Here is a 25,776-nt window from a genome sequence, read left to right as displayed (position 1 = left end):
TAAAACAACAGGAGGAAAACATCCTATGACCATTTTGGAACATGATATCCTGATCAGCGAAGATCTGCGCCAGGTACCCCGGGAGGAACTGGAAAACCGGCTGGCCCGGCTTCGGGAGGCCCTGTCCCGGCAGGATCCGGCCTGGCAGTTGGCGGTGATCACCGACAAGCTGGACATGTATTATTTTACCGGTACCATGCAGGAGGGTGCCTTCCTGGTCCGTCCCCAGGACGCCATTTTGTGGGTGCGCCGGAGCCTGGCCCGGGCTCTCAACGAAAGTCTCCTGCCGGAAGGGTGGATCCGGCGGATGCACAGCTACCGGCAACCGGCGGAGTACTACGGGGACGCCCTGCCCCGGGAAGTGTACCTGGATGAAAAGCACACCTCTCTGGAATGGCTCCGGTTCTTCCGGAAATATTTCCCTTTTGAAGTCCGGAAAAACCTGGATCCGGTGCTCAGCGGCCTCCGGAGCGTGAAAAGCGGCTATGAACTGGCTCTTTTGAGCCGCAGCGGCCGGATACATGCGGACGTGCTGATGCACGAGGCTCCGGTTTTCCTGAAGGTGGGGATCAGCGAAGCGGAACTGGCCATCCAGCTGTACCTGCGGATGGTGCTGAAAGGCAGCCAGGGGGTGGCACGGACCAACCGGCCTACCGGGGAAGATGCCATCGGCCTGGCTTCCTTCGGGAAAAGCGCCCTGGTGCGGACCGCTTTTGACGGCCCCGGGGGCACCAGCGGCACCTGTGTGGCGGTCCAGAGCATCGGGTCGGCCTTCCGGCTGTTGAAGCCGGGCCGGCTGGTGTACCTGGACATTCCCTGCGGAGTGGACGGGTACAATACGGACAAGACGGTGGTGTACTATTTCGGGGACCTGGACCGGGATCCGGCCAAAGAGGAAATCCTCCGGGCCTACAATTACTGTCTGAATCTGGAACAGCAGACCCTGGCTCTTTTGAAACCGGGAGCGGTGCTGGGGGACATTTACGACCAGGTGATGGGGGACTTCGATCCTTATTATGAAAAGATGTTCATGAACGGAGGCCGGTTCCTGGGCCACAGCATCGGCATGTGCATGGATGAGACCCCGGTGATCGCCGGGGGGGTGAAGGACCGGGTAGAGGAAAACATGGTCTTTGCAGTGGAACCCAAGATCGCCCTGCCGGGACTGGGCATGGTGGGCACGGAAAACACCTACCGGATCGGTCCTGACGGGCCGGTGTGCCTGACGGGAGGTTCCCAGCCTCTGCGGGTTGTCCGTTGATTTCAGACCGGGGAAAATGATAAAATAACAAGATACAATCAATGGGGCCCTGCCTGCGGAAAGGGCCCGGAAACAAGGGGAGTTAAAAAGAAATATGACAGCAGAAGAAACGGGACTCCTGGACAAACAGGACTTCCTGGAACAGAAAGAAGTCATCAAAAAGCAGATCCTGGGGAACGGGAAGCTGACCGGGGCGGAAAAACGCCAGACCCTTCAGGTGCTGGAAGGATTCGGGAAATCCGTCCTCCAGGGAGGGGTACGCCAGCACGGGATCACCAAGGCCATGCTGAAGACGGCTCTGCCGGTGTTTGGAAAGATGAGCGAAGACAAGCGGCACAATGAAAAGGAACTGCGGGTATTGAAGTTCCTGACCTATTTCGTCCTCCAGGGGATCCGGAAATGAGTGCCCTGACTCTCTTCCTGCTGGCGGTGTCCCTGTCCATGGATGCCTTTGCGGTTTCCGTCTGCGGGGGACTGAAAATGGAAGGTAGGGAACGGTTCAGGGGAGGCCTGATTTTCGGAGCCTGGTTCGGAGTGTTCCAGGCCCTGATGCCGTTTGTCGGCTACGAACTGGGAAGCCATTTCGCCAGGGTGGCGGAAGCCTATTCCCACTGGATTATCTTTGTGATCCTGGCCTACATCGGCTGGAACATGATCAAAGAGGCCGGGGAGGACCAGGAAAAAGAAAAGATCACCGGATTCCGGACCATGCTGGGTCTGGCGGTGGCCACCAGCCTGGATGCCCTGGGGGTGGGCGTGGGATTCGCATTCCTGGATATCCGGATCCTGCCGGCGGTGCTGGAAATCGGCACCATCACCTTCTGCCTGTCCTTCCTGGGCTGCGCCTGCGGTTCGGCAATCGGCATGTGGGGCAAGGAACGGGCAGAAAAAGCAGGGGGCTTCGTCCTGCTGCTGATCGGCCTGAAGGCTGTCATCGAGCACTACGGGATCCTGGACAACTGGACGCCGTTTTTGTTCTAAGCCAGCGGAGCTGGCATCCTTCGGCCATTGACGGGGGTACTGCATGCTGCGTGTAACACTCCGGTCTCAAGAGCCGCATAGCGGATTGGTCTCGAGTCTCGAGTCCCGAGCCGAATGAGAAATTTGCAGGCAAATTTTTGAACGTGTAAATCGGTACCGTAGGGGCTGCACGCCGGGCAGCCCGCCAAATCATCGATTATCTGTGCATTTTGCGGGGCGCCGGGCCTGCGCCCCCTACGGTTATACACAATAAGAAGAACCTGGCTGAAGGACAGGTTCTATCCAGGGTCTCGAGACTCACGACTCGAGACCCGAGACCTTAAAAAAGGGCTGTTGCACAAGCAACAGCCCTTTTCCAAAAGGAGGACATCAAAATGGTCCGTCAGCGGTACATCATGCATGTGGATATGGATGCGTTCTTTGCTTCGGTGGAGCAGCTGGATCATCCGGAATACCGGGGAAAACCGGTGATTGTGGGAGGGCTTTCCGGCCGGGGAGTGGTGTCCACCTGCTCCTATGAAGCCCGGAAATTCGGGGTCCATTCCGCCATGCCCATGACCACGGCCCGGCGGCTCTGTCCTCAGGCCATCTATGTCCAGGGCCGGTATGACCGGTATACGGAAATCTCCCGGGAGATCCGGGGGATCTTCCGGGAATTTTCTCCGGTGGTGGAGCCCTTGTCCATCGATGAAGCCTTCCTGGACCTTACGGGTATGGAGGCCCTGGCCGGGGATGTGTATGCCCTGGGACCCAGGATCAAACAGGTGATCCGGGAAAAAACCGGCCTTACCGCTTCCGTGGGGCTGGCCCCCAACAAATTCCTGGCCAAACTGGCCAGCGATCTCCGGAAGCCGGACGGGCTGGTGATCATCCGGCCGGAAGAGGCGGCGGCCTTCATCGGGCCCCTGCCGGTGGGACGGATCTTTGGATTGGGGCAGAAATCCGTGGGGGCCCTGAAAAAAATGGGCATCCGGACCATTGGCCAGCTGGCGGGCTGCGATCCCCGGATCCTGCGGCCTCTTTTGGGGAAAAACGCGGAGGAAATCCGGGACCGGGCCCGGGGCCTGGACAGCCGTCCGGTGGTGCCGGACGAACAGCGGAAATCCCTGGGGAAGGAGAACACATTCCTGGTGGATCTGGTGGGGCCGGAAACCTGTCTGGGAGCCCTGTGGGACCTGTGCCAGCAGGTAGGGTGGCGGCTCCGGTGCGCCGGCCTGTCCGGCTGCACGGTAACTCTGAAGGTGAAGACCGCCGGCTTCCAGCTGCTGACCCGGAGCCGGACGGTGGAGGAACCGGTTTGCCAGGATGAGGCCCTGATGGAACAGATCCGTCTCCTGGCCCGGCAGCTGCCCTGGACCCAGCCGGTTCGGCTTTTGGGAGTCAGCGTCAGCCACCTGGTGCTTGGAGGATCCCAGAGCCTGGCTGTGGAAGATGCACGGCAGGAAAAGCGGAACCGGGCCCTGGACGCCCTGAAGCAGCGGTTCGGGGAGGATATTATCCGGAAGGGCTGGAATCAGGGGGAAACCCGTCTGGTCAGAGAACGGGAAAAAAGGTAGAATAGAACTGTCTGAAGGGGGGGCCGGAGGACGGAAAGGAGACGGCTGATGGAACGGAAGAAGAAAATCGGTGTGGGGATGGTCCTACTGGGGGCCACTCTGTGGGGCAGCAGCAGCAACAGTGTGGAATACCTGATGGTGGATCAGCATTTCACCTGGTCCACCATCCTGTTCTGGCGGATGATCTGTACCGGGATCTCCTTCCTGGGAATCTGCCTGTTCCAGAAGCAGGATCTTCTGGCCCCCTTGAAAAACGACTGGAAATGGATGATGAAGTTCATTGTCCTGGGGCTGTATCTCATGCAGGTGACCTTTTTCAAGGCCATCTACTACAGCAATGCGGCCACAGCCACGGTGCTCCAGTACACCATGCCCGCCATCCTGCTGCTCATGTACCTGGTGAAGGACCGGCGGCTGCCCACTCGGCGGGAAGTGCTGGCGGTGGTGCTGGCTCTTCTGGGGACGGCCCTCATTGCCACCAAGGGCCAGGGGGCGTCCCTGGCGGTCTCCCGGGAGGCGCTGGTGTACGGGATCCTGGGGGCCTTCGGTATGGCTTTCTATACGGCCTATGCGGCGGTACTGCTGAAAAAGTACAGCTGCTTCCTGATCCTGGGCTGGAGCAGCCTGGGGAATGCCTTGCTCCTGAAACTGTTCCACCATCCCACTCTGGAGGGGGCCGTCCTGGACATCCACACGGCGGCGGCTTTTGGGATCCTGTTCGTGCTGGGGACCCTGGTGGCCTATTATGTGTACCTGGAGAGCACCAAATACATCCCTCCGGCGGAAACCGGGGCCCTGGCGGCTTTTGAACCTCTCTCCGCCTACTTTTTCTCCGTGGCGGTCATGGGGAACCGGGTGGGGCTGGTGGAACTGCTGGGGGCTCTGTGCATCATCGTCATGGTCTGTGTATTGGCCCGGAATGACTGATGGAAAAAAAGATTGCAAATTCTATTGACAGCCAGGGTTTGAGTCCCTATAATGTAAATCATACTAAAGCGGTAGTAATTAAAGTGGAGATTATTTTGGGAGGCCAAGACAATGAGCGAAGAAAAGAAATACCATTTTGAAACTCTGCAGCTCCATGTGGGGCAGGAACAGGCGGATCCCGCCACTGATTCCCGGGCAGTGCCCATTTACCAGACCACGTCCTATGTGTTCCGGAACAGCCAGCATGCTGCTGACCGGTTCGCCCTGAAGGATGCCGGGAATGTGTACGGCCGTCTCACCAACCCTACGGAAGACGTTTTTGAAAAACGGATCGCCGCCCTGGAAGGCGGGGTGGCGGCTCTGGCTACGGCCAGCGGCGCCGCTGCCGTGACCTACGCCATGCAGGCACTGGTCCATGCCGGTCAGCACATTGTCTGCGCCACCACCGTATACGGCGGCACCTACAACCTGTTCGAACACACCTTCCCTGATTTCGGCATTGAAACCACTTTCGTGGATCCCACCAAAGGGGTCCAGGTCTTCGAAGAGGCCGTACGGGAAAACACCCAGGCCATTTACATTGAATCCGTGGGCAACCCCAATGCCAACCTGATCGACATCGAGGCCGTGGCCGGCATTGCCCACAAACACAAGATCCCTCTGGTTGTGGACAGCACTTTTGCCACTCCTTACCTGCTGCGGCCCTTTGAACACGGGGCTGATGTGGTAGTCCATTCCGCTACCAAATTCATCGGCGGCCATGGCACCACCCTGGGGGGCATCATCGTGGACAGCGGCAAGTTCGACTGGGTGGCTTCCGGCCGGTTCCCCTGGCTGGTTGACCCCAACCCCAGCTACCATGGGATTAGCTTTGCCAAAGACGTGGGCCCTGCCGCCTATGTAACCTATATCCGGACCCTGATCCTCCGGGATACCGGGGCCACCATTTCTCCCTTCAACGCGTTCCTGCTGCTCCAGGGCACCGAAACCCTGTCCCTGCGGGTGGAACGTCAGGTGGAAAACGCCTTGAAAGTGGTGGACTTCCTGGCCCAGGATTCCCATGTGGCCAAGGTGAACCATCCTTCCCTGCCCAACCATCCGGATCATGAACTGTACAAGAAGTACTTCCCCAACGGCGGGATTTCCATCTTTACCTTTGAAATCAAAGGAGGCGCCGCTGCTGCCCAGAAGTTCATCGACCATCTGAAGATCTTCTCCCTCCTGGCCAATGTGGCGGATGTGAAGAGCCTGGTGATCCATCCGGCTTCCACCACCCATTCCCAGATGAACGAAGAAGAACTGGCAGCTTCCGGGATTACCCCGGCCACCATCCGGCTGTCCATCGGCACGGAACATATCGACGACATCATCGACGATCTGAAGCAGGCCTTCGCGGCTTTGGATTGATAAGAAAAGGGGCTGTTGCATGGGCAACAGCCCCTTTTTTGGGCCCGGGACCGGGGGTGTGAATTTTTTCACACCCTCTTTTTTCTATGTTATAATTAAAGTTACTTATATCAAATCAACGAAAGGCAGGGATCCCCATGGTCCGTACCACAACCAAAGACATGACTTCCGGCAGCATTCCCCGGCTTATCCTGGAATTTGCCCTGCCTCTGATGATCGGGAATATTTTCCAGATGCTGTACAACACGGTGGATTCCATTGTGGTGGGGAATTTTGTGGGGACCCAGGCCCTGGCGGCGGTGAGTTCCACCACCATGATCACCAACATGTCCGTTTTCTTTTTCAACGGATTCTCCATTGGGGCTACGGTGATCATCGGGAAATGCTTCGGAGCCAAGGACCACGGCCTGCTCCACCGGGCGGTGGAAACCACCATGGCGGCCACCTTCTGCCTGTGCGTGCTGTTCACGGTGTTTTTCTTTGCCGGCACGGATTTCATGCTCCAGTTCATGAAGACTCCGGCGGATGTGTTCGACCAGGCGGCCCTCTATCTCCGGATCTATTTTGCCGGGGTCACCGGGCTTCTGGTGTACAATATGGGCAGCGGGGTGCTCCGGGCGGTAGGGGACACCAAGCGGCCCCTGTATTTCCTGATCCTTACCAGCATCCTGAACATTGTCCTGGATCTGCTGTTTGTGCTGGTGTTCCACTGGGGAATCGCCGGGGTGGCCTATGCCACCATCATCGCTCAGTTCATTTCCGCCGGAGCCACCCTGGGGGTGCTGCTCCGGACCCGGGATGTGTACCGGTTCTCCTTCGGGGACCTGTGCCTGGACCGGAACCTGCTGAGTCAGATTTTCCGGGTGGGGCTGCCTACCGCCGTCCAGAGCATCATCACTTCTTTTTCCAACATTTTCGTCCAGTCCTACATCAACTTCTTCGGGGCCACGGTAATGGCCGGATGGGGCTGCTACAACAAGCTGGACCAGTTCGTCATGCTGCCCATCCTGTCCATGGCCATGGCAGCCACCACCTTCGTGGCCCAGAACATCGGGGCCAAAAAGGAAAAACGGGCCAACGACGGGACCGTGTCCTCCATCCTTCTGAGCCTGGTTATTACCGGGGCCATTGCCGCCCTGCTGTTCATTTTTGCTGATTTCTCCCTGCGGCTGTTCACCGGGGACGAAGCGGTGATCCAGTCCGGGGTGGGATTCATACACGTGAACATCTTCTTCCTGCTGTGCAACTGTGTGAACCAGGTGCTGGCCGGTGCCCTCCGGGGCCGGGGAGATTCCATGGGGCCCATGGTGATCATGCTCCTGTCCTTTGTGCTGGTCCGGCAGATCTACCTGTACATCATGACCCGGTACATCAGCAATACCCCCCTCACCGTAGGTTTCGGCTACCCGGTGGGCTGGACCACCTGCTGCGTGCTGGAGGTACTGTATTTCTGGATGTATTGGAAGAATAGAAAATAAGGATTGCTGACCAAAGGGGCTGTTGCTCTTGCAACAGCCCCTTTTTTTATTCCACCATCTCTATCAGCTTCTCCACCAGTTCTCCGCTCCGGGTGAAGCTTTCCAGGTCCAGGTTCTCTTCTTTGGTATGGTTCTTGGTGTAGCCGGTGGCTATGCCCAGGGAAGGGAGGCCTTTGGCGTTGAAAATGTTGGCGTCCATGCCTCCGCCTCCCTGTTCGATCCGGGGCTGGATGCCCATGGCCTTCAGGGCCCGGCAGGCCAGAGCCACTACCGGCTCCTTTTCCTCCAGCCGGAAGGGGGCGAAGGAAATCTCCGCACTGGAAGTGACCTGGGCTCCGGTGCCCTGGACGCTTTCCTCACAGTGCCGGCGGAAATAGGCCATGTAGTCTTCCAGCTTCTTCCGGTCCCGGCTGCGGCTTTCTCCTTTCACCCAGGCCCGGTCGCAGACAATGTTGGTGGCGGTGTTCCCGGTGCCCAGCAGGGGGAAGTTGGAAACCGTCTCTGCATCCAGCCGGCCGTCCTTCAGGGTATCCAGCAGGTGGCACAGGATGTGGGCGGCGTTGATGCCCTTTTCCGGTTCGTTGCCGGCATGGGCGGCTTTGCCCCGGACTTCCGCCTGGAGCTTGGCCAGACCGGGGGCTCCGTTGATCAGCCGGCCCAGGGTGCCCGGGCTGTCCATTACATAACAGAAAGGACTCTGGAACTGGGACAGGTCCAGGGCCCGGCCGCCCCACAGGTTGGCTTCTTCCCCCACGGTAAAGGCGATTTCCAGACGGGGCAGAGGCTTGCGGGAGGCCAGGGCCCGGCGGACCCCGTCCAGGATGGCGCAAAGGCCGCTTACATCATCGGCGGCCAGGATGGTGGTGCCGTCGGACACCAGGTATCCGTCTTTTTCCTGAGGGCGGATGTGGAAGCCGTTGGCCACCCGGTCCATATGGCTGCAGAACAGGATGGAACCGGGCCGGTCCCCTTCCCGGAAGGCCGCCAGGTTCCCGGTATTCCCTCCAAAGGTATCCCCTGCCCGGTCTTCCGTTACCGTAAAGCCCAGGGCCCGGAGTTTTCCGGCAAGGGTGTCCGCAATGGCCCGTTCCTTGCCGGAAGCGGAATCAATCTGTACCAGCTCTTTGAACTCTTCAACAATATCCATAGGTTTCTCCCTTCTTTTTTACAGGATCTTGGCCATAATGGTGGCCACTACAATGGAAAGCACCGTTACGGAAGTGAAGCCGGAAATCACATAGGCAGTGCCAATGCGTTTTTCCAGGTAGTCGATTTCTTCCGGAGTCTTTCCCACGGTTTTGGCGATTTCCTCACTGATCAGCTGGGTGCCGGGATAACCGATCATCTGGCACATGGCGATGCCGATGCACAGGTCCTTGTCTCCCACGATCTTCCACAGAGGCAGGATCTTAAAGGCCAGGACGATGCCGGCTACGGTTACGGCGAACACGGCCACCACGGTGATCCCCAGCTGGCCCAGCATGCTGAAATCCACTTTGGCCAGAGAGGGGACGATGGCGGTAAGGGCCCCGAAAATGAAGAAGCCGCTGGCGTTGGCGTTTTTCTTGATCAGGTTGGCAGGCACCAGCCCCAGGTTCCGGAGCACCAGGCCGATGATCATGCACCACAGGAACATCCCCACCCAGTTGTGGGTCAGTTTGCCGCCGATGGTGCCCAGCCAGGCACTGGCGGCCCCGATGCACAGGCTGATGTAGATGGTGAACCGGCGGGTGTTCCGTTCCGCCCAGCTCTGCCGGGGGCTGTCCTGGGGAATCTCTTCCCGGGTCAGGACGCTGTCCGGATCCGCTGCCTTCTGCTGCCGGTATTCTTCCACATACCGGCGGGCGGCTTTCAGACCGAAGTAGGAGGCGGGCAGGGTGCCCACGAATTTCTGGGTGGCATAGAGGAAGGCGGCCAGGGCGGCGGTCATGGCCAGTCCCTGGTCTGTGGCGGCTTTGACCATGGTGGTGGTGGCGATGATGCCTCCGTTGATCACCGGTGCCGCAGCCAAGGCGTTGGCCCGGCCGATGAAGGGAATCAGCACCAGGCAGGAGGCAATGGCAATGGCCATGGCGATGCAGCTGGCGGCCACGGACCGCCATTCCCGCTTCAGCATGGCCAGGTCAATGGTGGTGCCCATGTTCAGCAGCAGCATCACCATGGAAATGGGCCCCAGGGTGGTGAGACCGGCCTGTTTGATGATGTCTGCCGGAATGATCTTGAAAATGAACAGGACCAGAAAGGTCATCATAATGACGAAAAGAGAAGAAAGCCGGGCCCGGGTCAGCTGGGAAATCAGATCCCCGAAAGCAAAAACGGCCAGGACAATCAGCAGTGCAGTCCACATGGTCATAAAAACATACCCCCCGAAAATAAAATGAGGGCGGTGAAGGAGTTTCCCGCCCCGGATAAAAGAATACGGCAGTTTACCTGAGCAAACTGAAAATATGAATGAAATTTTAACACGTGGCGGCAGGGAAGTCAATAATTTCAGGTACATTTATCCATTGTTCACTGATGGATGTTTACGGTTGCAATAGAAATATGAACTTGCAAATAAAAAACATTACAAAAGCAACGGAGCATGGCCGCCCAGAGGGCAGAAGCGTCTATACTCTTTCAACCGCGAAAGCTCTCCGCCGGGAGGGCAGACCCGTTCGTCCCTGGCGGGAGGCTCACAGCCTATCGCCTTGCCCTGACGGTCAAAGGCAGCGGCTACGGACCAGGAAGCCGGACCCTATCGCCCGCGTGCTCCACCCCAGGAGCGACGACACCCGGCGTTGTCCCGCCGACTCCTCCTGGGCCTGCCCTCCCGGCTCCCGAAGAATCGACGTATACTCGTGCAAAGTGCCAGCAAGGCCGGAGACCAAATCCGTCCTGCAGGAGTGGTCCAGATGTGTCCCCCTGCGACGGATGCGACGAATAGGAGCAACCTAGTCCCGTGGAGCAAGGGGGAAAGGACCCGCGTTAGCGGGTAGAGGGTTCTCCCCAGGCGGGGATACACCTTTCTTATATAGAGAAAGTACAAGGCCTCTGGCCGAATCCCACCACCATGCTCCGCACAGACCCCAGCCGCGGCATAAGCGACCGCCAACGTTGCCGAAGTGTCGGGCGCCTGCTTATACCCTTCCCAGGGCGGGCTTTGGGACCGCCAGGGTGAAAGTATAGTACAGCCGGCGGGCCGCTGGTTGTGCGGCCCCTATTGCAGGAAACCTACTGCTTTGGTATAGTAGGCTTACGAATATGGGAAAAGGAGATCCTGACTATGGAAAATTTGTTTCATCGTATCAGTATAAGGAAATATCTGAACAAACCGGTGGAAAAAGAAAAGATCTTGGAAATCCTCCGGGCGGCCATGGCGGCTCCTTCTGCCTGCAACCAGCGTCCCTGGCGCTTTACCGTGGTGACGGACCGGGAAAAGATCCGGGAACTGGCGGCCGTCAGCCAGTATTCCGTTTTTGCTGCAGCGGCTCCGGTGATTCTGGTTATCAGCTATCGGAAAGACTGCCTGCTGCCGGAGTTTGCTCCGGTGGACACCAGTGCGGCCCTGGAAAATCTCTGGATCGAAACCGATGCCCAGGGACTGGGAGGCGTCTGGATGGGGGTCTATCCCCGGCCTGAAAGGATGGCGGCTGTAGGGAAGATTGCCGGCCTGCCGGCGGAAGAAGAAGCTTTTGCCATGTTCTCCCTGGGGTATCCGGGAGAGGAAACCAGGAAGCATGACCGGTTCCAGGAAGAATGGATCCGGTGGATCGAGTAAACAGGGAGGTGCCTGATGAAATTCGTACTGAGCCTGCCCCTGGCCCCGGCGGGGATGGAAATGATGGAAAAACTGGGGATCCAGTGGGAAGTGGGTCCCGGCTTAAACTGGGAAGAATACCCCGATGCCCTTTTGGAAAGTGCTGATGCTCTCATTGTCCGGCTGGAAAAATGTCCGGAATCCGTGCTCCGCCGGTGCCCCAACCTGAAGGTGCTGGGACGCCCGGGGATGGGCTTTGAAAATGTGCCGGTGGACTACTGCACCAGGCGGGGGATCCCGGTGGTGCTGGCTCCCGGGGCCAATGCCCGGAGCGTGGCGGAACATGCCCTGGCCCTGATCTTTGCCTGTGCCAAGGATCTGAAGGAAATGGACGCCGAGAACCGGAAAGGGAACTGGGGGATCCGGGCCCAGGGAAAACAGATGGAACTGGCCGGGAAAACCGTGGGCATCGTGGGGGTAGGCGGCATCGGCAGCCTGCTGGCCCATCTGTGCCGGGCCCTGGGCATGGACTGCCTGGGCTGGAGCCATTCCCGGAACCGGGCCCGGGTGGAGGACGCGGGCTGCCGGTATGGGGACACCCTGGAGGAAGTGCTCCGGGAAAGCGATTTCGTGTCCCTCCATGTACCTCTGCTGGAAGAGACCCGGCATTTCATCGGAGCCCGGGAACTGGCCATGATGAAACCCACCGCCTTTCTCATCAACACGGCCCGGGGAGCGGTGGTGGATGAACAGGCCCTGGCGGATGCGGTGAACCAGGGCGTCATTGCCGGGGCCGGCGTGGACGTGTATGGGACAGAACCGGCGGATCTGGACAACCCGGTGTTCACGGCGCCCCGGATCCTCTGCACCCCCCACAGCGCCGCCCTGACCCCCGATTCCTGGGCCCGGATGGCCTGCGCCGCCGTGGAAGGCTGTTACGCCGTATGTCAGGGCAGGGAATGGAAGGGCGTGGCCAATCCGGAGGTGTGGGGGAGAAAATCTTGACATACTTCCTGTATTTTAGTACACTAGCGGAGTAAAGCAAAACACAACTGAACGGTCCGGCTGAGGAAGGCGGACCGTTTCGGTTTCTGAGGGGGTCCTGAGGATGACGAAAAAAGTGGCGATACTGGGGAGCAGCGGGGGAAACCTGTACAACCTGGGCGGGAAAGATCCGGCTTCTCTTTTGGGAGAAATGGTCCGGCAGATCAAAGGGGCGGGGATGGAACTGACCGCCATCCAGTTCATCGGGGCGGAAGCCTCCATGGATACGGCCAAACCGGACACCAAAGCGGCACTGTGGACCTGGAACGGGGAAGAACCGAAGGTGGTGTTCCGGGGGACCCTGGAAGAAGTGAACCGGGAAGCAGTGCTGGAAGACGAACGGATCGCCGGGCTCATCGATGAAGACAAGGTGGACGGGCTGATCCTGGCCAGCTGCGACCCCAAAGGCGCCAACCGGGCGGCCCTGAAAGCGGCGGCGGACAAAAAGCTGGCAGCCACCGGTACCGGGGGCACTTCCATGGCTCTGGCCCAGTCCATGGGTCTCAATGTGGTGGCGGTTTCCGGTACCACCGGCACCACCAACCGGACCCGGGCCATTGCCAATGTGTTCGCCCTGGCCAAATTCTGGAAGCTCAGCTACCGGCCGGCCATGAACGGCGGGGTCACCGCCGGGGACGCCGGGGAACAGGGGAGCCTCCTGTCCCGGATCAGCGTCCGGGGGATCCTGATGGCGTCCCTCCCCGGATTCATTGCCATGGCTCTCACCCTGATTCTCAGCAAGGTGCCGGGACTGGAATACTTTGAAAAGATCTTCAACATCATGATCGACGCCCTGCCGGTGATCGTGGCCACGGTGGCCGCCAAACAGGTATCCGGCATGGGGGATGTGGCCATTGTGGCCGGGGTGGTCACCGGGATCCTGTCCGTAAAGGGCGGGCTCATCGGGGGCATCATCGGCGGGATCATCGCCGGGATCCTGGTCCAGTTCCTGCTGCTGAAATGCCTGAAGCTGAACTTCCCTGCCACCACTGCCAATATTGTGGCCGGGGGCGTTGCAGGCCTGGCCGCCGGGCTCCTGATCTACCTGTTCATTGCGCCGCTGGCGGAAGCGGTGGGCAACGGGATCCGCTACGTGATCGACTGGGCTTTCTCCATCCATCCGGTGCTCTGCGGAGGCCTGGCGGGACTCCTGATCTGGCCGGCCATTATGGGGGGCATGTACCATGCGGCCATCCTGCCCATTATCCTGCTGGAAATGGAAAAGACCGGGAACTCCTTTTTGGGAGCCATCGACATGGTGGGCCTGGTAATGGTGTCCGCCGGGATCATGGCCGCCAACATCCTGGCGCCCCGGCGGCAGGACGACCGGGCCCTGGCCATTCCCGGGCTGTTCATCAACATGGCCTTCAGGACCTTTGTGGAAGCGGCCTATCCCTTTATGTTTTCCAATAAAGTGGTGATGGCCGGAGCCATCCTGTCTGCCGGGGTAGGGGGAGTGGCCGTAGGGTACTTCAATGTCCGGGGTACCGCCTATGTGCCCAGCATCGTGGCCCCCACCCTGTCCAACAACGTGCTGGGCTTCGCCTTCTGCATGTTTCTGTCCGCCTTCTGCGCTTTCTGCATCACCGCAGCGGCGAACCGGTTTACGAAGAGTAAAGGGGAATGAAAAAGCAGTGGCACACGTAAAAAACACACGCGTGCCACTGCTTTTTTGTCAATTGACCATTGACGGGGATGTGGCACGCATATTTTTTACGTGCAACATCCCCCTTATTTCTTTGTGATTAACGGGGCCTTTACCTGGAAATATTCGTGGATCAGGTCTTTGTAGTAGAGCATGGCCTTGTTCAGGTAGGCTCCTTTTTTATAGGTAATGCACATTTCCCAGTAAGGGTCTCCGGGGATCCGGTAGTAGGCGATCTTGTCCTGGTATTTGTAGTAGCCGGCGGAGACGATGGTACAGGCCATGTTGTTCTTCACCATGGTGAGAAGGGCCCGGATGCTGGCGCTTTCGAACAGCACATAGGGATGGTAGTCCGCTTCCTTCAGCACCCGGTCGATGATCTGGCGCATGGTGGATTTGGGGAACATGAGTACGAAGGGACTGTCCTTGCACTGGTCCACCGGCAGGTAGGGCAGGTCTTCCAAAGGAGTGCCGGGACGGGCCGGGTCCACTGCCCGGGGACTTTCCCGGGGAATGGCCAGGAGCATGGGTTCCCGACGGATCAGCTCGAATTCCAGGTCCGGGGTCTTCTGTTTCTCCGTTACCGTCACCACCCCCAGGTCCGTATCTCCCCGGCTGAGCCAGTTCAGCTGGTCCACCACGAACATTTCATGGGGCCGGAGGGTGATCCCCGGGAACCGGCGGTGGAACTGGGGATAGGTGGCTACCAGCATGTCGATGCCCCGTTCCCGGGAAAAGGTCAGCCGGAGATCTCCCAGGCTGCTCTGGGCCATGTCGTGGATGATGTTGTAGGCTTCCCGTTTTTCCCGGAGCATGTTCCGGCCATATTCCAGATACACCTGGCCGGCACTGGTGGGGGTCAGGTCATGTTTGTGCCGGACGAACAGTTTGATCCCCAGCTGCTGTTCCAGCTTCAGCAGCTGCTGGTTCAGGGCGGACTGGGTAATGAACAGCTGCTCGGCGGCTTTGGTGATGCTGCCGGTTTCCGCAATCTTCACGATGTATTCGATCTGTTTTAGATCCATCGGGCACACCTCACTTAGAAAAACTTATTTTAGAACTAAAAATAAACAATTTGATTTATAGTAGCATGAAAATTACAATAAAGTCAAACATTGAATCCGGACGCTATTCACAATAGACTGAAAACGCGCAATTTCAGGGAAGCTGTCGGATTGGATCGTCAAGGGCCTGTGACATTGTTGGATACTGTTGGTTATGATCAAGGAGGAGCAAATCAATGACACCCGTAATTACCAAAATGGAAGTTTACCCGGTTGCCGGCAGGGACAGCATGCTGCTGAACCTGAGCGGCGGGCACGCCCCCTATTTCACCCGGAACATTGTAATCCTGACGGATTCTGAAGGAAACACCGGGGTGGGGGAAGTCCCCGGAGGCCCCAAGATCACCAATGCCCTGGAAGAGGTGAAGGACATTGTGGTGGGGACCAAAATTTCTGATTACCGGAACACCCTGCTGGCGGTGAAAGCCCATCTGGACAAGAACGGCGAAGAAGATGTCCGTGGGAACCAGACCTTCGATCTGCGGACCGGGGTCCATGTAATGACCGCCATCGAAGCCCCCTGCCTGGACCTGTTGGGGAAATTCCTGGACATGCCGGTATGCCGGCTGCTGGGCAACGGGCAGCAGCGGGATTTCGTCCGGTTCCTGGGGTACCTGTTCTTTGTAGGGGACCGGAACAAAACGGATCTGCCCTACGACCATGAAGAAGATTCCGACTGTGAATGGTACCGGCTGCGGAACGAAGAAGCCCTGGATGCGGACAGCGTAGTGGCTCTGTGCCGGGCTGCCAAGGAAAAATACGGGTTCAAGGACTTCAAGCTGAAAGGCGGCGTGCTGCCCGGTGACGAAGAAATGAAAGTCATCAAGGCCATGAAGAAAGCCTTCCCGGATGCCCGGATGGACCTGGATCCCAACGGGGCTTGGCTGCTGGAAGATGCAGTGAAGTATGTGTCCGACATGCACGGCATCCTCACCTACTGTGAAGATCCCTGCGGGGCTGAAGGGGTGTATTCCGGCCGTGAAATCATGAGCGAATTCCGCCGGCGTACCGGCTTCCCCACCGCCACCAACATGATCGCCACCGACTGGCGGCAGGTGGGCCATTCCCTGGAAAGCCAGGCGGTGGACATTATCCTGGCTGACCCCCATTTCTGGACCATGAACGGGTCCGTACGGGTGGCCCAGATGTGCCATGAATTCGGCTATACCTGGGGCAGCCATTCCAACAACCATTTCGACATCTCCCTGGCCATGTGCGTCCAGGTGGGGGCTGCGGTGCCGGGCTTCTACAATGCCCTGGATACGCACTGGATCTGGCAGGAAGGCCGGGAACGGCTGACCAAGGAACCCATGCAGATCGTGGACGGCGGCATTAAAGTGCCGGACAAACCGGGTCTGGGTGTGGAAGTGGACCGGGAACAGGTGATGAAGGCTCACGAGCTGTACAAGAAACACTGCCTGGGTGTCCGGAACGATGCCATCACCATGCAGTACCTGATCCCCGGCTGGAAATTCGATGCAAAATCTCCCTGCCTGGTACGGTAAGGACAGGGTTCACGAATCGGAGGAATAGAAAATGGCAGAATCCACACGGATGGTCCTGGGCTTGGGCCTGGGCATCCTGGTCATGATAATCTTAGTCGCTAAAACAAAAGTCCACAGCTTCATCGCCATGCTGATCGCCGCCTTGATCACCGGGATCATCGGAGGCATGCCCATCCTTACCGTGAAGGTGGCGGGCAAAACCACTGTGGGCGTGATCAACGCCATCAGCACCGGCTTCGGCAACACCCTGTCCAGCACCGGCATCATCATCGGCCTGGGGGTCATGATGGGGGCCATCCTGGAAAAATCCGGGGCTGCGGAAAAACTGGCCATCAGCTTCATCAAACTGGTGGGGAAGGGCAATGAAGAATGGGCCCTGGGGGTCACCGGCTGGGTGGTTTCCATCCCGGTGTTCGCTGACTCCGCTGTGGTGATGCTCTGCCCCCTGTGCAAAGCCATCTCCAAGGTAACCGGCAAATCCGTCATCGGCCTGGGGCTGTCCCTGGCCTGCGGGCTCCAGCTGACTCACGTGCTGGTGCCTCCTACCCCCGGCCCTCTGACCGCAGCCGGGATGCTGGGCATCGATGTGGGGCAGATGATCGCCGGGGGTGCCATCCTCAGTATCCCCATGCTGCTGGTGATCGTCCCCTACTGCAAATGGATCGGCAAGAAGATTTACCAGGTGGTCAATACAGATGATGAATACGTCCGTCCTCAGCAGGGCGAACAGGTGAAACTGGCTTCCACGGAACTGCTGGATCAGTTCCTGAACCGGACGGATCTGCCCGGGCTGGCCATTTCCGCGGCGCCCATTGTGGTTCCTCTGATCATGATCCTGACCAAGACGGTGCTGGACCTGATGGGAGCGGACAAGAGTGCCGGGTACTACTACTTTGTGGCTCTCTTTGGCAGCCCCATTGTGGCCCTGATGATCGGGACCCTGATCGCCATTTATGGCCTGGTGCCCAACCGGGATACCAAAGAAGTGCTGAAGATGATGGATGACGGCATCAAAGACACCGGCATCATCATGCTGATCACCGGTGTGGGCGGTTCCCTGGGGTATGTGGTACGGGCTTCCGGCATCGGCAATGTGCTGGGCCAGATGGTTGTGACCTGGCCGGTGCCTGCGGTGCTGATTCCCTTCTGCATCGCCGCTCTCATGCGGATCTGCCTGGGGTCCGCTACGGTGGCCATCGTAACTTCCGCCTCCCTGACCATGCCTTTGATGAGCCAGCTGACCATCAGCCCGCTGCTCATGGCTCTGTCCTGCTGCGTGGGTGCCATTTCCTTCGGGTACTTCACCGACTCCGGGTTCTGGGTCTGGAACGGCATGTTCGGTGTCAGCGACCTGAAAGAACAGCTCCAGTGCAAAACCGCTGTGTCCATGATCATGGCCGGCGTCGGTCTCCTGGAACTGCTGGTGGCCCAGTATTTCATTTGATAAGCGGTTAAGTCTGGAGTCTGGAGCCGCTGGATAAAATTTGCAGGCAAATTTTTCTGAAGCTGGAAAGACTGGAAGGTTTTTATCCTCAGAAGGAACTGGCAGACAGTTCCTTTCCAGGGTCTTCCGACTTCTGACTCCAGACTGCTCAACCGGAGCTGCCAAAGGCAGCTCCTCTGGGAAAGCCAGAGATCCTTCCCTGGTTTTCCCAGAGGAATCTTCCCTGTTGAAATCTCATGACCTTGCAAGAATGTATAGGAGGGGTAAGCATGTATAAAATCCTGGTGCCCAAGGCCCTGAAACCGGTGGCCCGTGAGTTCCTGACCAAAAAAGGGTATGAACTGGTAAGCCCGGAAGCAACGGACGAAGCCACCCTGGCCAAAGCCATTGCCGATGTGGATGGGGTCATCGCCCGGACGGAAAAATACACCAAGACTGTGGTGGATGCCGGGAAGAACCTGAAGATCATCGCCCGGTACGGCATTGGTTACGAAAACATCGATCTGGAGGCCTGTGACGCCAAAAATGTCACGGTGACCCTGGCCCGGGGCTGCAACACCTATTCGGTGGCGGAACATGCCATTTCTCTGATGCTGGCCTGCTTCCGGCAGATCCCCCAGTTCAATACGGAAATCCGGAAGGGCAACTGGAAGAGCCGGGATGCCATCGAGACCCACGAAGCCCGGTACAAGACCTTCGGCAGCATCGGCATTGGGCCCATCGGCCTGGAAGCCGTGAAGATCGCCCATTTCGGATTCCAGATGCGGACCCTGGTGTACGACAAGTTCGTGGACCGGAGCCAGTTCCCGGACTGGGTGGAATTCGTGGATACCCTGGATGAACTGATGGAACAGGCGGATGTGGTTTCTCCCCACCTGCCTCTCAACAAAGGGACCTTTCACATCATCGATGAGGAAGCCATTTCCCACATGAAGCCCACGGCGGTGCTGCTGAACGTATCCCGGGGCGCCATCTGGGATGAAAAAGCCGTGTACAAGGCCCTGAAGGAAGGCCGGATCGCAGCGGCGGGAGCGGATGTGTTCGAAACGGAACCACCTGCTCCGGACATGCCCCTGTTCAGCCTGCCCAACTACATCGGATGCCCCCACACGGCGGCTCTGACGGAAGAGGCGGTGGATGCGGTGGCCATGAACTGCGCCCAGGCCATTGACGACCTGCTGAACGGCCGGGAACCCAAATTTATCATCAACCATCCGAAAAAAGACTGAGTGAGACTGCAGGAAGGCTGCAGCCCGTATATGGGAGGATCGACAATGAGCAAAGAAATCACCATCAACATCAATGACAAACTGTGCAAGCAGTGCGGCATCTGCTCTGCCCTGTGCCCCAAACAGGTGCTGGAACAAAGCTACGGCAGCTATCCCAAGGTGGCTCACCCGGATGCCTGCATCGGCTGCAAGCTGTGCGAACTGCGCTGCCCTGATTTTGCAATTGAAGTGGAGGTCAAATAATGGCTAAGGTAGAAAAGAAATTCATGGAAGGCAATGAAGCAATGACCGCTGGGGCCATTGCCGCCGGCGCCCGTTTCTTCGCGGGCTATCCCATTTCCCCCAGTTCCGAAGTGGCCAAAGCCGCTGCCAAGGAACTGCCCCGTCATGGCGGGATCTACATTCAGATGGAAGATGAACTGAGCTCCATGGCGGCCCTCCTGGGGGCTTCCCTGGCCGGGAAAAAGGCCTTCACCGCCACCAGCGGACCGGGCTTCTCCCTGATGCAGGAAAATCTGGGTCTGGGGATCATGTCCGAACTGCCCTGCGTCCTCTACAATGTGCAGCGCAGCGGCCCCTCCACCGGGGCTGCCACCAAACCGGCCCAGGGAGACCTGATGCAGGCCAAGTACGGCACCCATGGGGACCACAGCATCATTGCCCTCAGCCCCTCTTCCGTACAGGACTGCTATGACCTGTCCATCACCGCTTTCAACCTGGCGGAAAAATACCGGACTCCGGTGATCTTCCTGGCGGATGAAGTGGTGGGACACCTGCGGGAAACCCTGACCATCCGGGAACCGGAACCGGACGAAATCATCAACCGGAAGGCTCCTGCCACCAAGAAACAGTCTGAATTCCGTCCCTATGACTACAGCGGCACGGAAGTGGCTCCCATGGTGGCTGTAGGGGATCGGGACCTGCTCATGCGGACCACCGGCTCCACCCATGACGAAAAAGGAGAATTCTGCCCCTCTCCGGAAAACATCGACCGGGTGACCCATTACCTGGTGGACAAGATCGAAAAACATGTGGACGACATCACCATCACCCGGAAATATCAGATGGACGATGCGGATGTGGTCCTGATCTCCTTCGGCTGCTCCGTCCGCAGCTCCCTCAGCGCCATTGAAATCCTGCGGAAAAAAGGCGTGAAAGCCGGTCTCCTGCAGCTGGTCACCGTATGGCCCATGCCGGAAAAAGAAATCCGGGCTGCTCTCCAGCAGGCCAAAACCGTGATCGTGCCGGAACTGAACCTGGGGCAACTGGCCGGGGAAGTCCGGAAATACAACGACTATGGCTGCAAAGTACTCCAGGCCAACCGGACCGACGGGATCCTGATTACCCCCCAGCAGATCGTGGATGTTTATGAGGAGAGTGAAAAATAATGAAATCTTACAAGGACTATATGCTGTTTGACAAACTGCCTCAAACCTGGTGCGCCGGGTGCAGCCACGGGATCGTACTCCAGTCCATTGCTGCCGTGATGGCGGAACTGGAAGTGGACAAGCATGACATGGCTCTGGTCAGCGGCATCGGCTGCTTCGGCCGGGTGGATGACTATCTGGACATCAACTGCATGCACGTGACCCACGGCCGGGCTCTGGCCGCCGCCACCGGTGTGGCCCTGGGAAATCCGGACCTCCACGTGCTGGTAACCATGGGGGATGGGGACGGCACCACCATCGGGGGCAACCACCTGATCCATGCGGCCCGCCGGAACATCAACGTGACGGCCATCATCTCCAACAACTACAACTATGGCCAGACCGGGGGCCAGTACTCCGGCACCACCCCTACCCACAGCATTACCCAGACCTCTCCTTACGGCCACATTGAACAGAACTTCGATGTATGCAAGCTGGCCATTGCCGCCGGTGCCTCCTATGTGGGCCGGGCCACGGCCTACAACCCGGTGATGCTCCGGAAGCTGATCAAGGAAGGGATGCAGGTGAAAGGGTTCTCCCTGATCGAAGTGATGAGCGCCTGCCCCACCCACTACGGGAAATTCAACAAACTGGGAGCAGCTGCCCACATGATGCAGCTGATGAACGAACAGAGCGTAACTGTGGCCCAGGCAGCCAAAATGAGCGAAGAAGAGCTCAAGGGCAAGATTGTGGTAGGGTGCATGAAGAACGCACCTCGGGAAGACTACTACACCAGTTACAAAAAGATCATCGATGCCAACAGAATTGAGGGATAACCATGAAAAAAGAAATCGTATTGTCTGGGGTCGGCGGCCAGGGCGTAGTTTCCGTTGGGGAAGTCATGGGCCTTGCCTCCCTGAATGAAGAGAACATCAACGCCACCATGAGTGCCTCCTACGGGGCGGAAGCCCGGGGGACCTTCACCAAAACCGACGTGGTCTTAAGCGACGGACTGGTGGGCTATCCCAACGTGGCGGTGCCGGATCTGATCCTGTGCCTGGCCCAGGTGGCCTATGACCGGTATGTGGACAAATTCACCGCTGACACCCTGGTGTTCTATGATTCTGACGAAGTGACCCCCAAGGAAGGGGCCAAAGGCACTGCCATCGGCTATCCCTTCCGGAAACTGGCGGTGGAACTGGGCAGCATCCAGAGTGCCAACTTCATCGCCCTGGGGGCCATGATGAAAAAGACCGGCCTTTTGAAGCCGGAAAGCGTGGAACAGGGCATTGCCAAACGGTTCGCCGGCAAGCAGAAAGTCATCGACAGCAACCGGAAAGCTTTTGAAAAAGGGCTGACCCTGGAATAAGAACGTACCAACAAATGAATTGAGGTAGAATCCATGAGCGGAAATGAACTGAAATACAAGGACAACCGCAGCGGAATCATGGTCAACGGGGTGGGCCGGAGCGGCAACCGGGCTCTGCTGTACAGCATGGGTCTGGAAGAAGACGACTTCCGGAAACCCATTATCGGGATCGCCAATTCCTTCAGTGAACTGGTGCCCGGCCATATCCACCTGCGGGAACTGGCCCGGGATGTGAGCGACGGCATCCTGGAAGCGGGGGGCATTCCCCGGGAATTCGACACCATCGCCCTGTGCGACGGCCTGTGCCAGGGTCACAGCGGCATGCGGTATTCCCTGCCCAGCCGGGAAATCATCGCGGACTCCGTGGAGGCCGTGGTGGAAGGGAACCAGCTGGATGCGGTAGTGATGCTGGCCTCCTGCGACAAGATCGTCCCCGGGATGATCCTGGCTGCAGCCCGGATGAAGATCCCCGCCATCATCGTTACCGGTGGCCCCATGCTGGCCGGCAACTGCGACGGGTACACCAACATCTGCCTGAGCAACCTGCGGGAATTCGTGGGCCAGTATCAGGTGGGCAAAATGAGCTATGAAGAACTGCGGAAGATGGAAATGGCTTCCCTGCCTACGGTGGGCTCCTGCTCCATGATGGGCACCGCCAACACCATGAGCTGCCTGGCGGAAGTGCTGGGGCTGACCCTGCCCCGGATGGGCACCTCTCCGGCGGTTTCTTCCGAAAAACGGAGACTGGCCCGGGCCAGCGGCAAACGGATCGTGGCCATGGTGAAGGAAGGCATCACCACCCAGGATATCCTGACCCGTACCGCCCTTTTGGATGCGGTAAAGGCCGTTATGGCCATGGGAGCTTCCACCAACTCGGTACTGCATCTGATGGCCATTGCCCATGAAGCCCATGTGGACCTGACCCTGGAAGATTTCGACCGGATCAGCCGGGAAGTCCCCTATCTGTGCAACCTGCGGCCTTCCGGCCAGTATGCAGTGGACGTGCTCCATGCCAACGGCGGGGTGCCGGCCGTACTGAAGGCCATCGAAGACAAGCTGGATGACCATATCACTGTCACCGGCCACACCCTGAAGGAAAACATCGCCGCCCAGCCTCTGGTGGAAAATGACGTGATCTTCCCCCGGAGCAAGCCCAAGAACAAAGAAGGGGGCATTGCTATCCTGCGGGGGAACCTGGCTCCTGACGGAGCCGTGGTGAAGGCCAGCGGAGTGAAACCCAACATGCATGTATTCACCGGGACTGCCCGGGTGTTCGACAGCATGGAAGATTCCATGAAAGCCATCGAAGCCGGGGAAATCAAACCGGGTACGGTGATCGTCCTCCGGTATGAAGGGCCCAAAGGGGGTCCGGGCATGCGGGAAATGTTCCTGGTCACCGCCCTCCTGGTGGGCCGGGGCATGGACGAAAGCACCGCTCTGGTCACCGACGGGCGCTTCTCCGGATCCACCCGGGGGCCATGTATCGGCCACGTTTCTCCGGAAGCTGCTGCCGGCGGCCCCATTGGCCTGATCCAGGACGGGGATGTGATCCATATCGACATCCCCAACCGGAGCCTGACCATGGATGTATCCGACGAAGAACTGGCGGAACGGAAGAAACATTTCAAACCGGTGGTGAAGGCCACTTCCCCCATGCTGAAAAAATATGCAGCTTTGGTATCTTCTGCTGACAAAGGGGCTGTCCTTCAGGTAAAATAGAAAGAAAACGGGGGGCGTTCCCATAACAGCGTCTCCCACTTTACAGGAGGCAGAATCCATGGCAGAGAAAATCACCTATAAGCTGAAGCATGTGGGCATCAACTGTGAAAACGAAAAAGAGGCCAAACAGCTGGTATCCCTCTTATGCAGCCTGTTTGACCTGGAGCCGGGCAACGAAAATGACACGCACATCTTCGTTGACGGCATGTTCGAAGTGATGAAGGACAGCACCCGGGGGAAATGCGGGCACATCGCCCTCCAGACTCCCGATGTGGAACTGGCCATGACGGACCTGGCCAGGAAAGGGATTTCCTTCAAAGAGGAAACCATCCGCCGGGATGCTGACGGAAAGGTCATCTTCGTCTATCTGGACGGGGATATCGGAGGCTTTTCCTTCCATCTCACCAAATAAAAAGCGTGAACGACCATCCCTCAATGGTAAGAAACCAACCCCTCTGATGAATGACGCCGGAGCCCCTTTGCCAACGGGGACTCCGGCGTTTCGTGGTATCATTATGAGTGAAGAGTGAAGAGTGAAGAGTGAAGAGTGAAGAGTGAAGAGCGAAGAGTGAAGAGTGAAGAGTGAAGAGTGAAGAGTGAAGAGCGAAGAGTGAAGAGTGAAGAGTGAAGAGTGAAGAGTGAAGAGTGAAGAGCGAAGAGCTGGGAGGAAGACTATGCTGGAAAAATATGGGAACAAGGTGATGACGGCGGCGGAAGCGGCCAAGGCGGTAAAAAGCGGGGACTGGGTGGACTTCGGCTTCGGGAACGGGTTCCCGGAACTGATGGACGAAGCCCTGGCTGCCCGGAAGGACGAACTGACGGATGTGAAGATCCGGGGCGGACTGGTGTACCGTCCCATTATCCACACCATCGACTGCGACCCGGAAATGAAGCATTTCCAGTACTACAGCTGGCATCTGGGAGCCTATGAACGGAAGATGTTCACCGCCCGGCGGCTCCATTTCGTCCCCATGCTGCTGCGGCTGCTGCCGGAAATGTACCGGGACTATCTGAAAGTGGACGTGGCGGTAGTGCCCGTGTCCCGTCCCGATGCCAACGGGTACTGCGGCCTGGGCCTGGCCAGCTACTGCTGGAAGACCATCATGAAGAAGGCCCGGACCGTGATCTTTGAAATCAATGAACACATGCCCACCCTCCAGGGGGTGGACGGGTCCCACCGGGTGTCCCTGGATGACGCGGACATCATTGTGGAAGGGGAACATGCCCCTCTGTGCACTTCCGGCTACCGGACTCCATCAGAAGCGGATCTTCAGATTGCCCGGAACGTGGTGGCGGAGATCCCCAACGGGGCCACCCTGAGCCTGGGAGTGGGGACCATTCCCTTTACCATTGCCCAGATCCTGGCCCAGTCCGACCGGGAAGACCTGGGATGCCACACCGGCACCATCAGCGACGCCTTCCTGGCCCTGTACAAGGCCGGGAAGCTGACCAATGCCCGGAAAGAGGAAAAGACCGGCCTGGCCTCCTGGAACCTGGCCAGCGGCTCCCAGGAACTGTATGACTGGCTCCAGGAAAAACCGGAGCTGTTCTATCCGGCGGAAGTGGACTACATCCACAATCCCCGGGTGATGGAGAAGATCTCCAATTACATCAGCATCAACGGCGGGGTCCAGCTGGATCTTATGGGTCAGGAAAATGCGGAATCCATCGGCACCCGGCAGCTGTCCGGGGTAGGAGGCCAGCTGGACTTCCTGGAAGGGGCCTTCCTGTCCCATGGGGGCGCCGGCTACATCTGCATCGAATCCTCCCGGGTGGACAAGAAAGGGGTCCGTCATTCCAACATCGTCCCGGCCATTGCCGCCGGAAGCTCCATTGCCGGCTGCCGGGCCCTGATCCAGAACGTGGCCACGGAATTCGGGGTGGCTCATCTCACCAGCTTCTCCCTGAAAGAACGGGCCCAGGCCATGATCGCCGTAGCCCATCCGGATTTCCGGGAAGAACTCCAGGAGTATGCGGACAAGACGTTTTGCTGATCGGCTGCTGCCAGGGCCGCAGCCGGGTCGCAGGTCTCGAGACCCGC

General features: G+C 58.5%; 23 protein-coding genes. 20 read left to right on the top strand and 3 right to left on the bottom strand.

Features of this window, described 5'->3' with window-relative positions; genetic code table 11:
• Nucleotides 1–25: 25 nt before the first annotated feature.
• The 7 genes from ACTQY5_RS04000 to ACTQY5_RS03970 all read left to right on the top strand — a co-directional run bounded on the left by ACTQY5_RS04000 (nucleotide 26) and on the right by ACTQY5_RS03970 (nucleotide 7,610).
• Nucleotides 26–1,261, top strand: a complete 1,236-nt coding sequence (locus ACTQY5_RS04000) for a M24 family metallopeptidase (RefSeq protein WP_441368835.1) — start codon at nucleotides 26–28, stop codon at nucleotides 1,259–1,261.
• Between the two features lie 94 nt (nucleotides 1,262–1,355).
• Entirely contained in the window at nucleotides 1,356–1,664 is a 309-nt protein-coding gene (locus ACTQY5_RS03995) for a hypothetical protein (protein WP_279126641.1), read from the top strand.
• The gene (locus ACTQY5_RS03990; protein WP_308664343.1) at nucleotides 1,661–2,242 is read left to right on the top strand and encodes a manganese efflux pump MntP; all 582 of its coding nucleotides are present in this window, start codon (nucleotides 1,661–1,663) and stop codon (nucleotides 2,240–2,242) included. Before ACTQY5_RS03995 ends, ACTQY5_RS03990 begins: the two co-directional genes overlap by 4 nt.
• A gap of 374 nt (nucleotides 2,243–2,616) precedes the next feature.
• Nucleotides 2,617–3,798 carry a DNA polymerase IV gene (gene dinB, locus ACTQY5_RS03985; protein ID WP_441368834.1) on the top strand — a complete coding sequence of 394 codons (1,182 nt, stop codon included), beginning with the start codon at nucleotides 2,617–2,619 and terminating at the stop codon, nucleotides 3,796–3,798.
• A gap of 48 nt (nucleotides 3,799–3,846) precedes the next feature.
• A complete protein-coding gene (locus ACTQY5_RS03980) occupies nucleotides 3,847–4,725 on the top strand; it encodes a DMT family transporter (RefSeq protein WP_022487234.1) in 879 nt (292 codons plus the stop codon).
• A gap of 111 nt (nucleotides 4,726–4,836) precedes the next feature.
• Nucleotides 4,837–6,132: an O-acetylhomoserine aminocarboxypropyltransferase/cysteine synthase family protein gene (locus ACTQY5_RS03975; RefSeq protein ID WP_441368833.1), complete on the top strand. Its 1,296-nt coding sequence runs from the start codon at nucleotides 4,837–4,839 to the stop codon at nucleotides 6,130–6,132.
• Between the two features lie 137 nt (nucleotides 6,133–6,269).
• On the top strand, nucleotides 6,270–7,610 hold the full coding sequence (locus ACTQY5_RS03970) for an MATE family efflux transporter (RefSeq protein WP_022486676.1): 1,341 nt from the start codon (nucleotides 6,270–6,272) through the stop codon (nucleotides 7,608–7,610).
• A gap of 46 nt (nucleotides 7,611–7,656) precedes the next feature.
• Here the strand turns inward: ACTQY5_RS03970 and ACTQY5_RS03965 are convergent, their stop codons facing one another.
• Complete coding sequence (locus ACTQY5_RS03965; protein ID WP_022486675.1) at nucleotides 7,657–8,757, bottom strand: M20/M25/M40 family metallo-hydrolase; 1,101 nt, start codon at nucleotides 8,755–8,757, stop codon at nucleotides 7,657–7,659.
• An 18-nt stretch (nucleotides 8,758–8,775) separates the two neighbouring features.
• The gene (locus tag ACTQY5_RS03960) at nucleotides 8,776–9,963 is read right to left on the bottom strand and encodes a hypothetical protein (RefSeq protein WP_022486674.1); all 1,188 of its coding nucleotides are present in this window, start codon (nucleotides 9,961–9,963) and stop codon (nucleotides 8,776–8,778) included.
• A gap of 912 nt (nucleotides 9,964–10,875) precedes the next feature.
• Here ACTQY5_RS03960 and ACTQY5_RS03955 point away from each other — a divergent pair.
• From ACTQY5_RS03955 to ACTQY5_RS03945, 3 genes are all read left to right on the top strand, one after another.
• Nucleotides 10,876–11,370: a nitroreductase family protein gene (locus ACTQY5_RS03955; protein ID WP_022487862.1), complete on the top strand. Its 495-nt coding sequence runs from the start codon at nucleotides 10,876–10,878 to the stop codon at nucleotides 11,368–11,370.
• A 15-nt stretch (nucleotides 11,371–11,385) separates the two neighbouring features.
• Nucleotides 11,386–12,354, top strand: coding sequence for a hydroxyacid dehydrogenase (locus ACTQY5_RS03950; RefSeq protein WP_441368832.1), 969 nt, complete (start codon nucleotides 11,386–11,388; stop codon nucleotides 12,352–12,354).
• A 103-nt stretch (nucleotides 12,355–12,457) separates the two neighbouring features.
• Entirely contained in the window at nucleotides 12,458–14,020 is a 1,563-nt protein-coding gene (locus tag ACTQY5_RS03945) for a PTS sugar transporter (RefSeq protein WP_441368831.1), read from the top strand.
• Between the two features lie 104 nt (nucleotides 14,021–14,124).
• On the opposite strand, the gene ACTQY5_RS03940 is transcribed toward ACTQY5_RS03945, so the two are convergent.
• Entirely contained in the window at nucleotides 14,125–15,063 is a 939-nt protein-coding gene (locus tag ACTQY5_RS03940; RefSeq protein WP_022487865.1) for a LysR family transcriptional regulator, read from the bottom strand.
• A 215-nt stretch (nucleotides 15,064–15,278) separates the two neighbouring features.
• Here ACTQY5_RS03940 and ACTQY5_RS03935 point away from each other — a divergent pair, with 215 nt between their 5' ends.
• The 10 genes from ACTQY5_RS03935 (at nucleotide 15,279) to ACTQY5_RS03890 (ending at nucleotide 25,729) form a co-directional block, all read left to right on the top strand.
• Nucleotides 15,279–16,607, top strand: coding sequence for an enolase C-terminal domain-like protein (locus ACTQY5_RS03935; protein WP_022487866.1), 1,329 nt, complete (start codon nucleotides 15,279–15,281; stop codon nucleotides 16,605–16,607).
• Between the two features lie 31 nt (nucleotides 16,608–16,638).
• On the top strand, nucleotides 16,639–18,051 hold the full coding sequence (locus ACTQY5_RS03930; protein WP_022487867.1) for a GntP family permease: 1,413 nt from the start codon (nucleotides 16,639–16,641) through the stop codon (nucleotides 18,049–18,051).
• Between the two features lie 269 nt (nucleotides 18,052–18,320).
• Nucleotides 18,321–19,280: a hydroxyacid dehydrogenase gene (locus tag ACTQY5_RS03925; RefSeq protein WP_022487868.1), complete on the top strand. Its 960-nt coding sequence runs from the start codon at nucleotides 18,321–18,323 to the stop codon at nucleotides 19,278–19,280.
• A gap of 45 nt (nucleotides 19,281–19,325) precedes the next feature.
• Nucleotides 19,326–19,523 carry a 4Fe-4S binding protein gene (locus tag ACTQY5_RS03920; protein ID WP_022487869.1) on the top strand — a complete coding sequence of 66 codons (198 nt, stop codon included), beginning with the start codon at nucleotides 19,326–19,328 and terminating at the stop codon, nucleotides 19,521–19,523.
• Complete coding sequence (locus ACTQY5_RS03915) at nucleotides 19,523–20,668, top strand: 2-oxoacid:acceptor oxidoreductase subunit alpha (RefSeq protein ID WP_154488441.1); 1,146 nt, start codon at nucleotides 19,523–19,525, stop codon at nucleotides 20,666–20,668. The genes ACTQY5_RS03920 and ACTQY5_RS03915 overlap by 1 nt, the downstream gene beginning before the upstream one ends.
• On the top strand, nucleotides 20,668–21,483 hold the full coding sequence (locus tag ACTQY5_RS03910) for a thiamine pyrophosphate-dependent enzyme (RefSeq protein ID WP_022487871.1): 816 nt from the start codon (nucleotides 20,668–20,670) through the stop codon (nucleotides 21,481–21,483). The genes ACTQY5_RS03915 and ACTQY5_RS03910 overlap by 1 nt, the downstream gene beginning before the upstream one ends.
• Before the next feature lie 2 nt (nucleotides 21,484–21,485).
• The gene (locus ACTQY5_RS03905) at nucleotides 21,486–22,016 is read left to right on the top strand and encodes a 2-oxoacid:acceptor oxidoreductase family protein (protein WP_022487872.1); all 531 of its coding nucleotides are present in this window, start codon (nucleotides 21,486–21,488) and stop codon (nucleotides 22,014–22,016) included.
• Nucleotides 22,017–22,049: 33 nt separating this feature from the next.
• Entirely contained in the window at nucleotides 22,050–23,735 is a 1,686-nt protein-coding gene (gene ilvD / locus ACTQY5_RS03900; RefSeq protein WP_022487873.1) for a dihydroxy-acid dehydratase, read from the top strand.
• A 58-nt stretch (nucleotides 23,736–23,793) separates the two neighbouring features.
• Nucleotides 23,794–24,147, top strand: a complete 354-nt coding sequence (locus tag ACTQY5_RS03895) for a VOC family protein (RefSeq protein WP_022487874.1) — start codon at nucleotides 23,794–23,796, stop codon at nucleotides 24,145–24,147.
• Between the two features lie 262 nt (nucleotides 24,148–24,409).
• A complete protein-coding gene (locus tag ACTQY5_RS03890; RefSeq protein ID WP_441368830.1) occupies nucleotides 24,410–25,729 on the top strand; it encodes an acetyl-CoA hydrolase/transferase family protein in 1,320 nt (439 codons plus the stop codon).
• The last annotated feature ends 47 nt before the right edge of the window (nucleotides 25,730–25,776 follow it).

It is taken from the genome of Acidaminococcus sp. HCP3S3_H5 (assembly GCF_052122235.1).
In the GTDB taxonomy this organism is placed as follows: Bacteria; Bacillota; Negativicutes; order Acidaminococcales; family Acidaminococcaceae; genus Acidaminococcus.
Note: the sequence above shows the minus strand (reverse complement) of the source record. Positions and strands in the feature narration are given on the sequence as shown.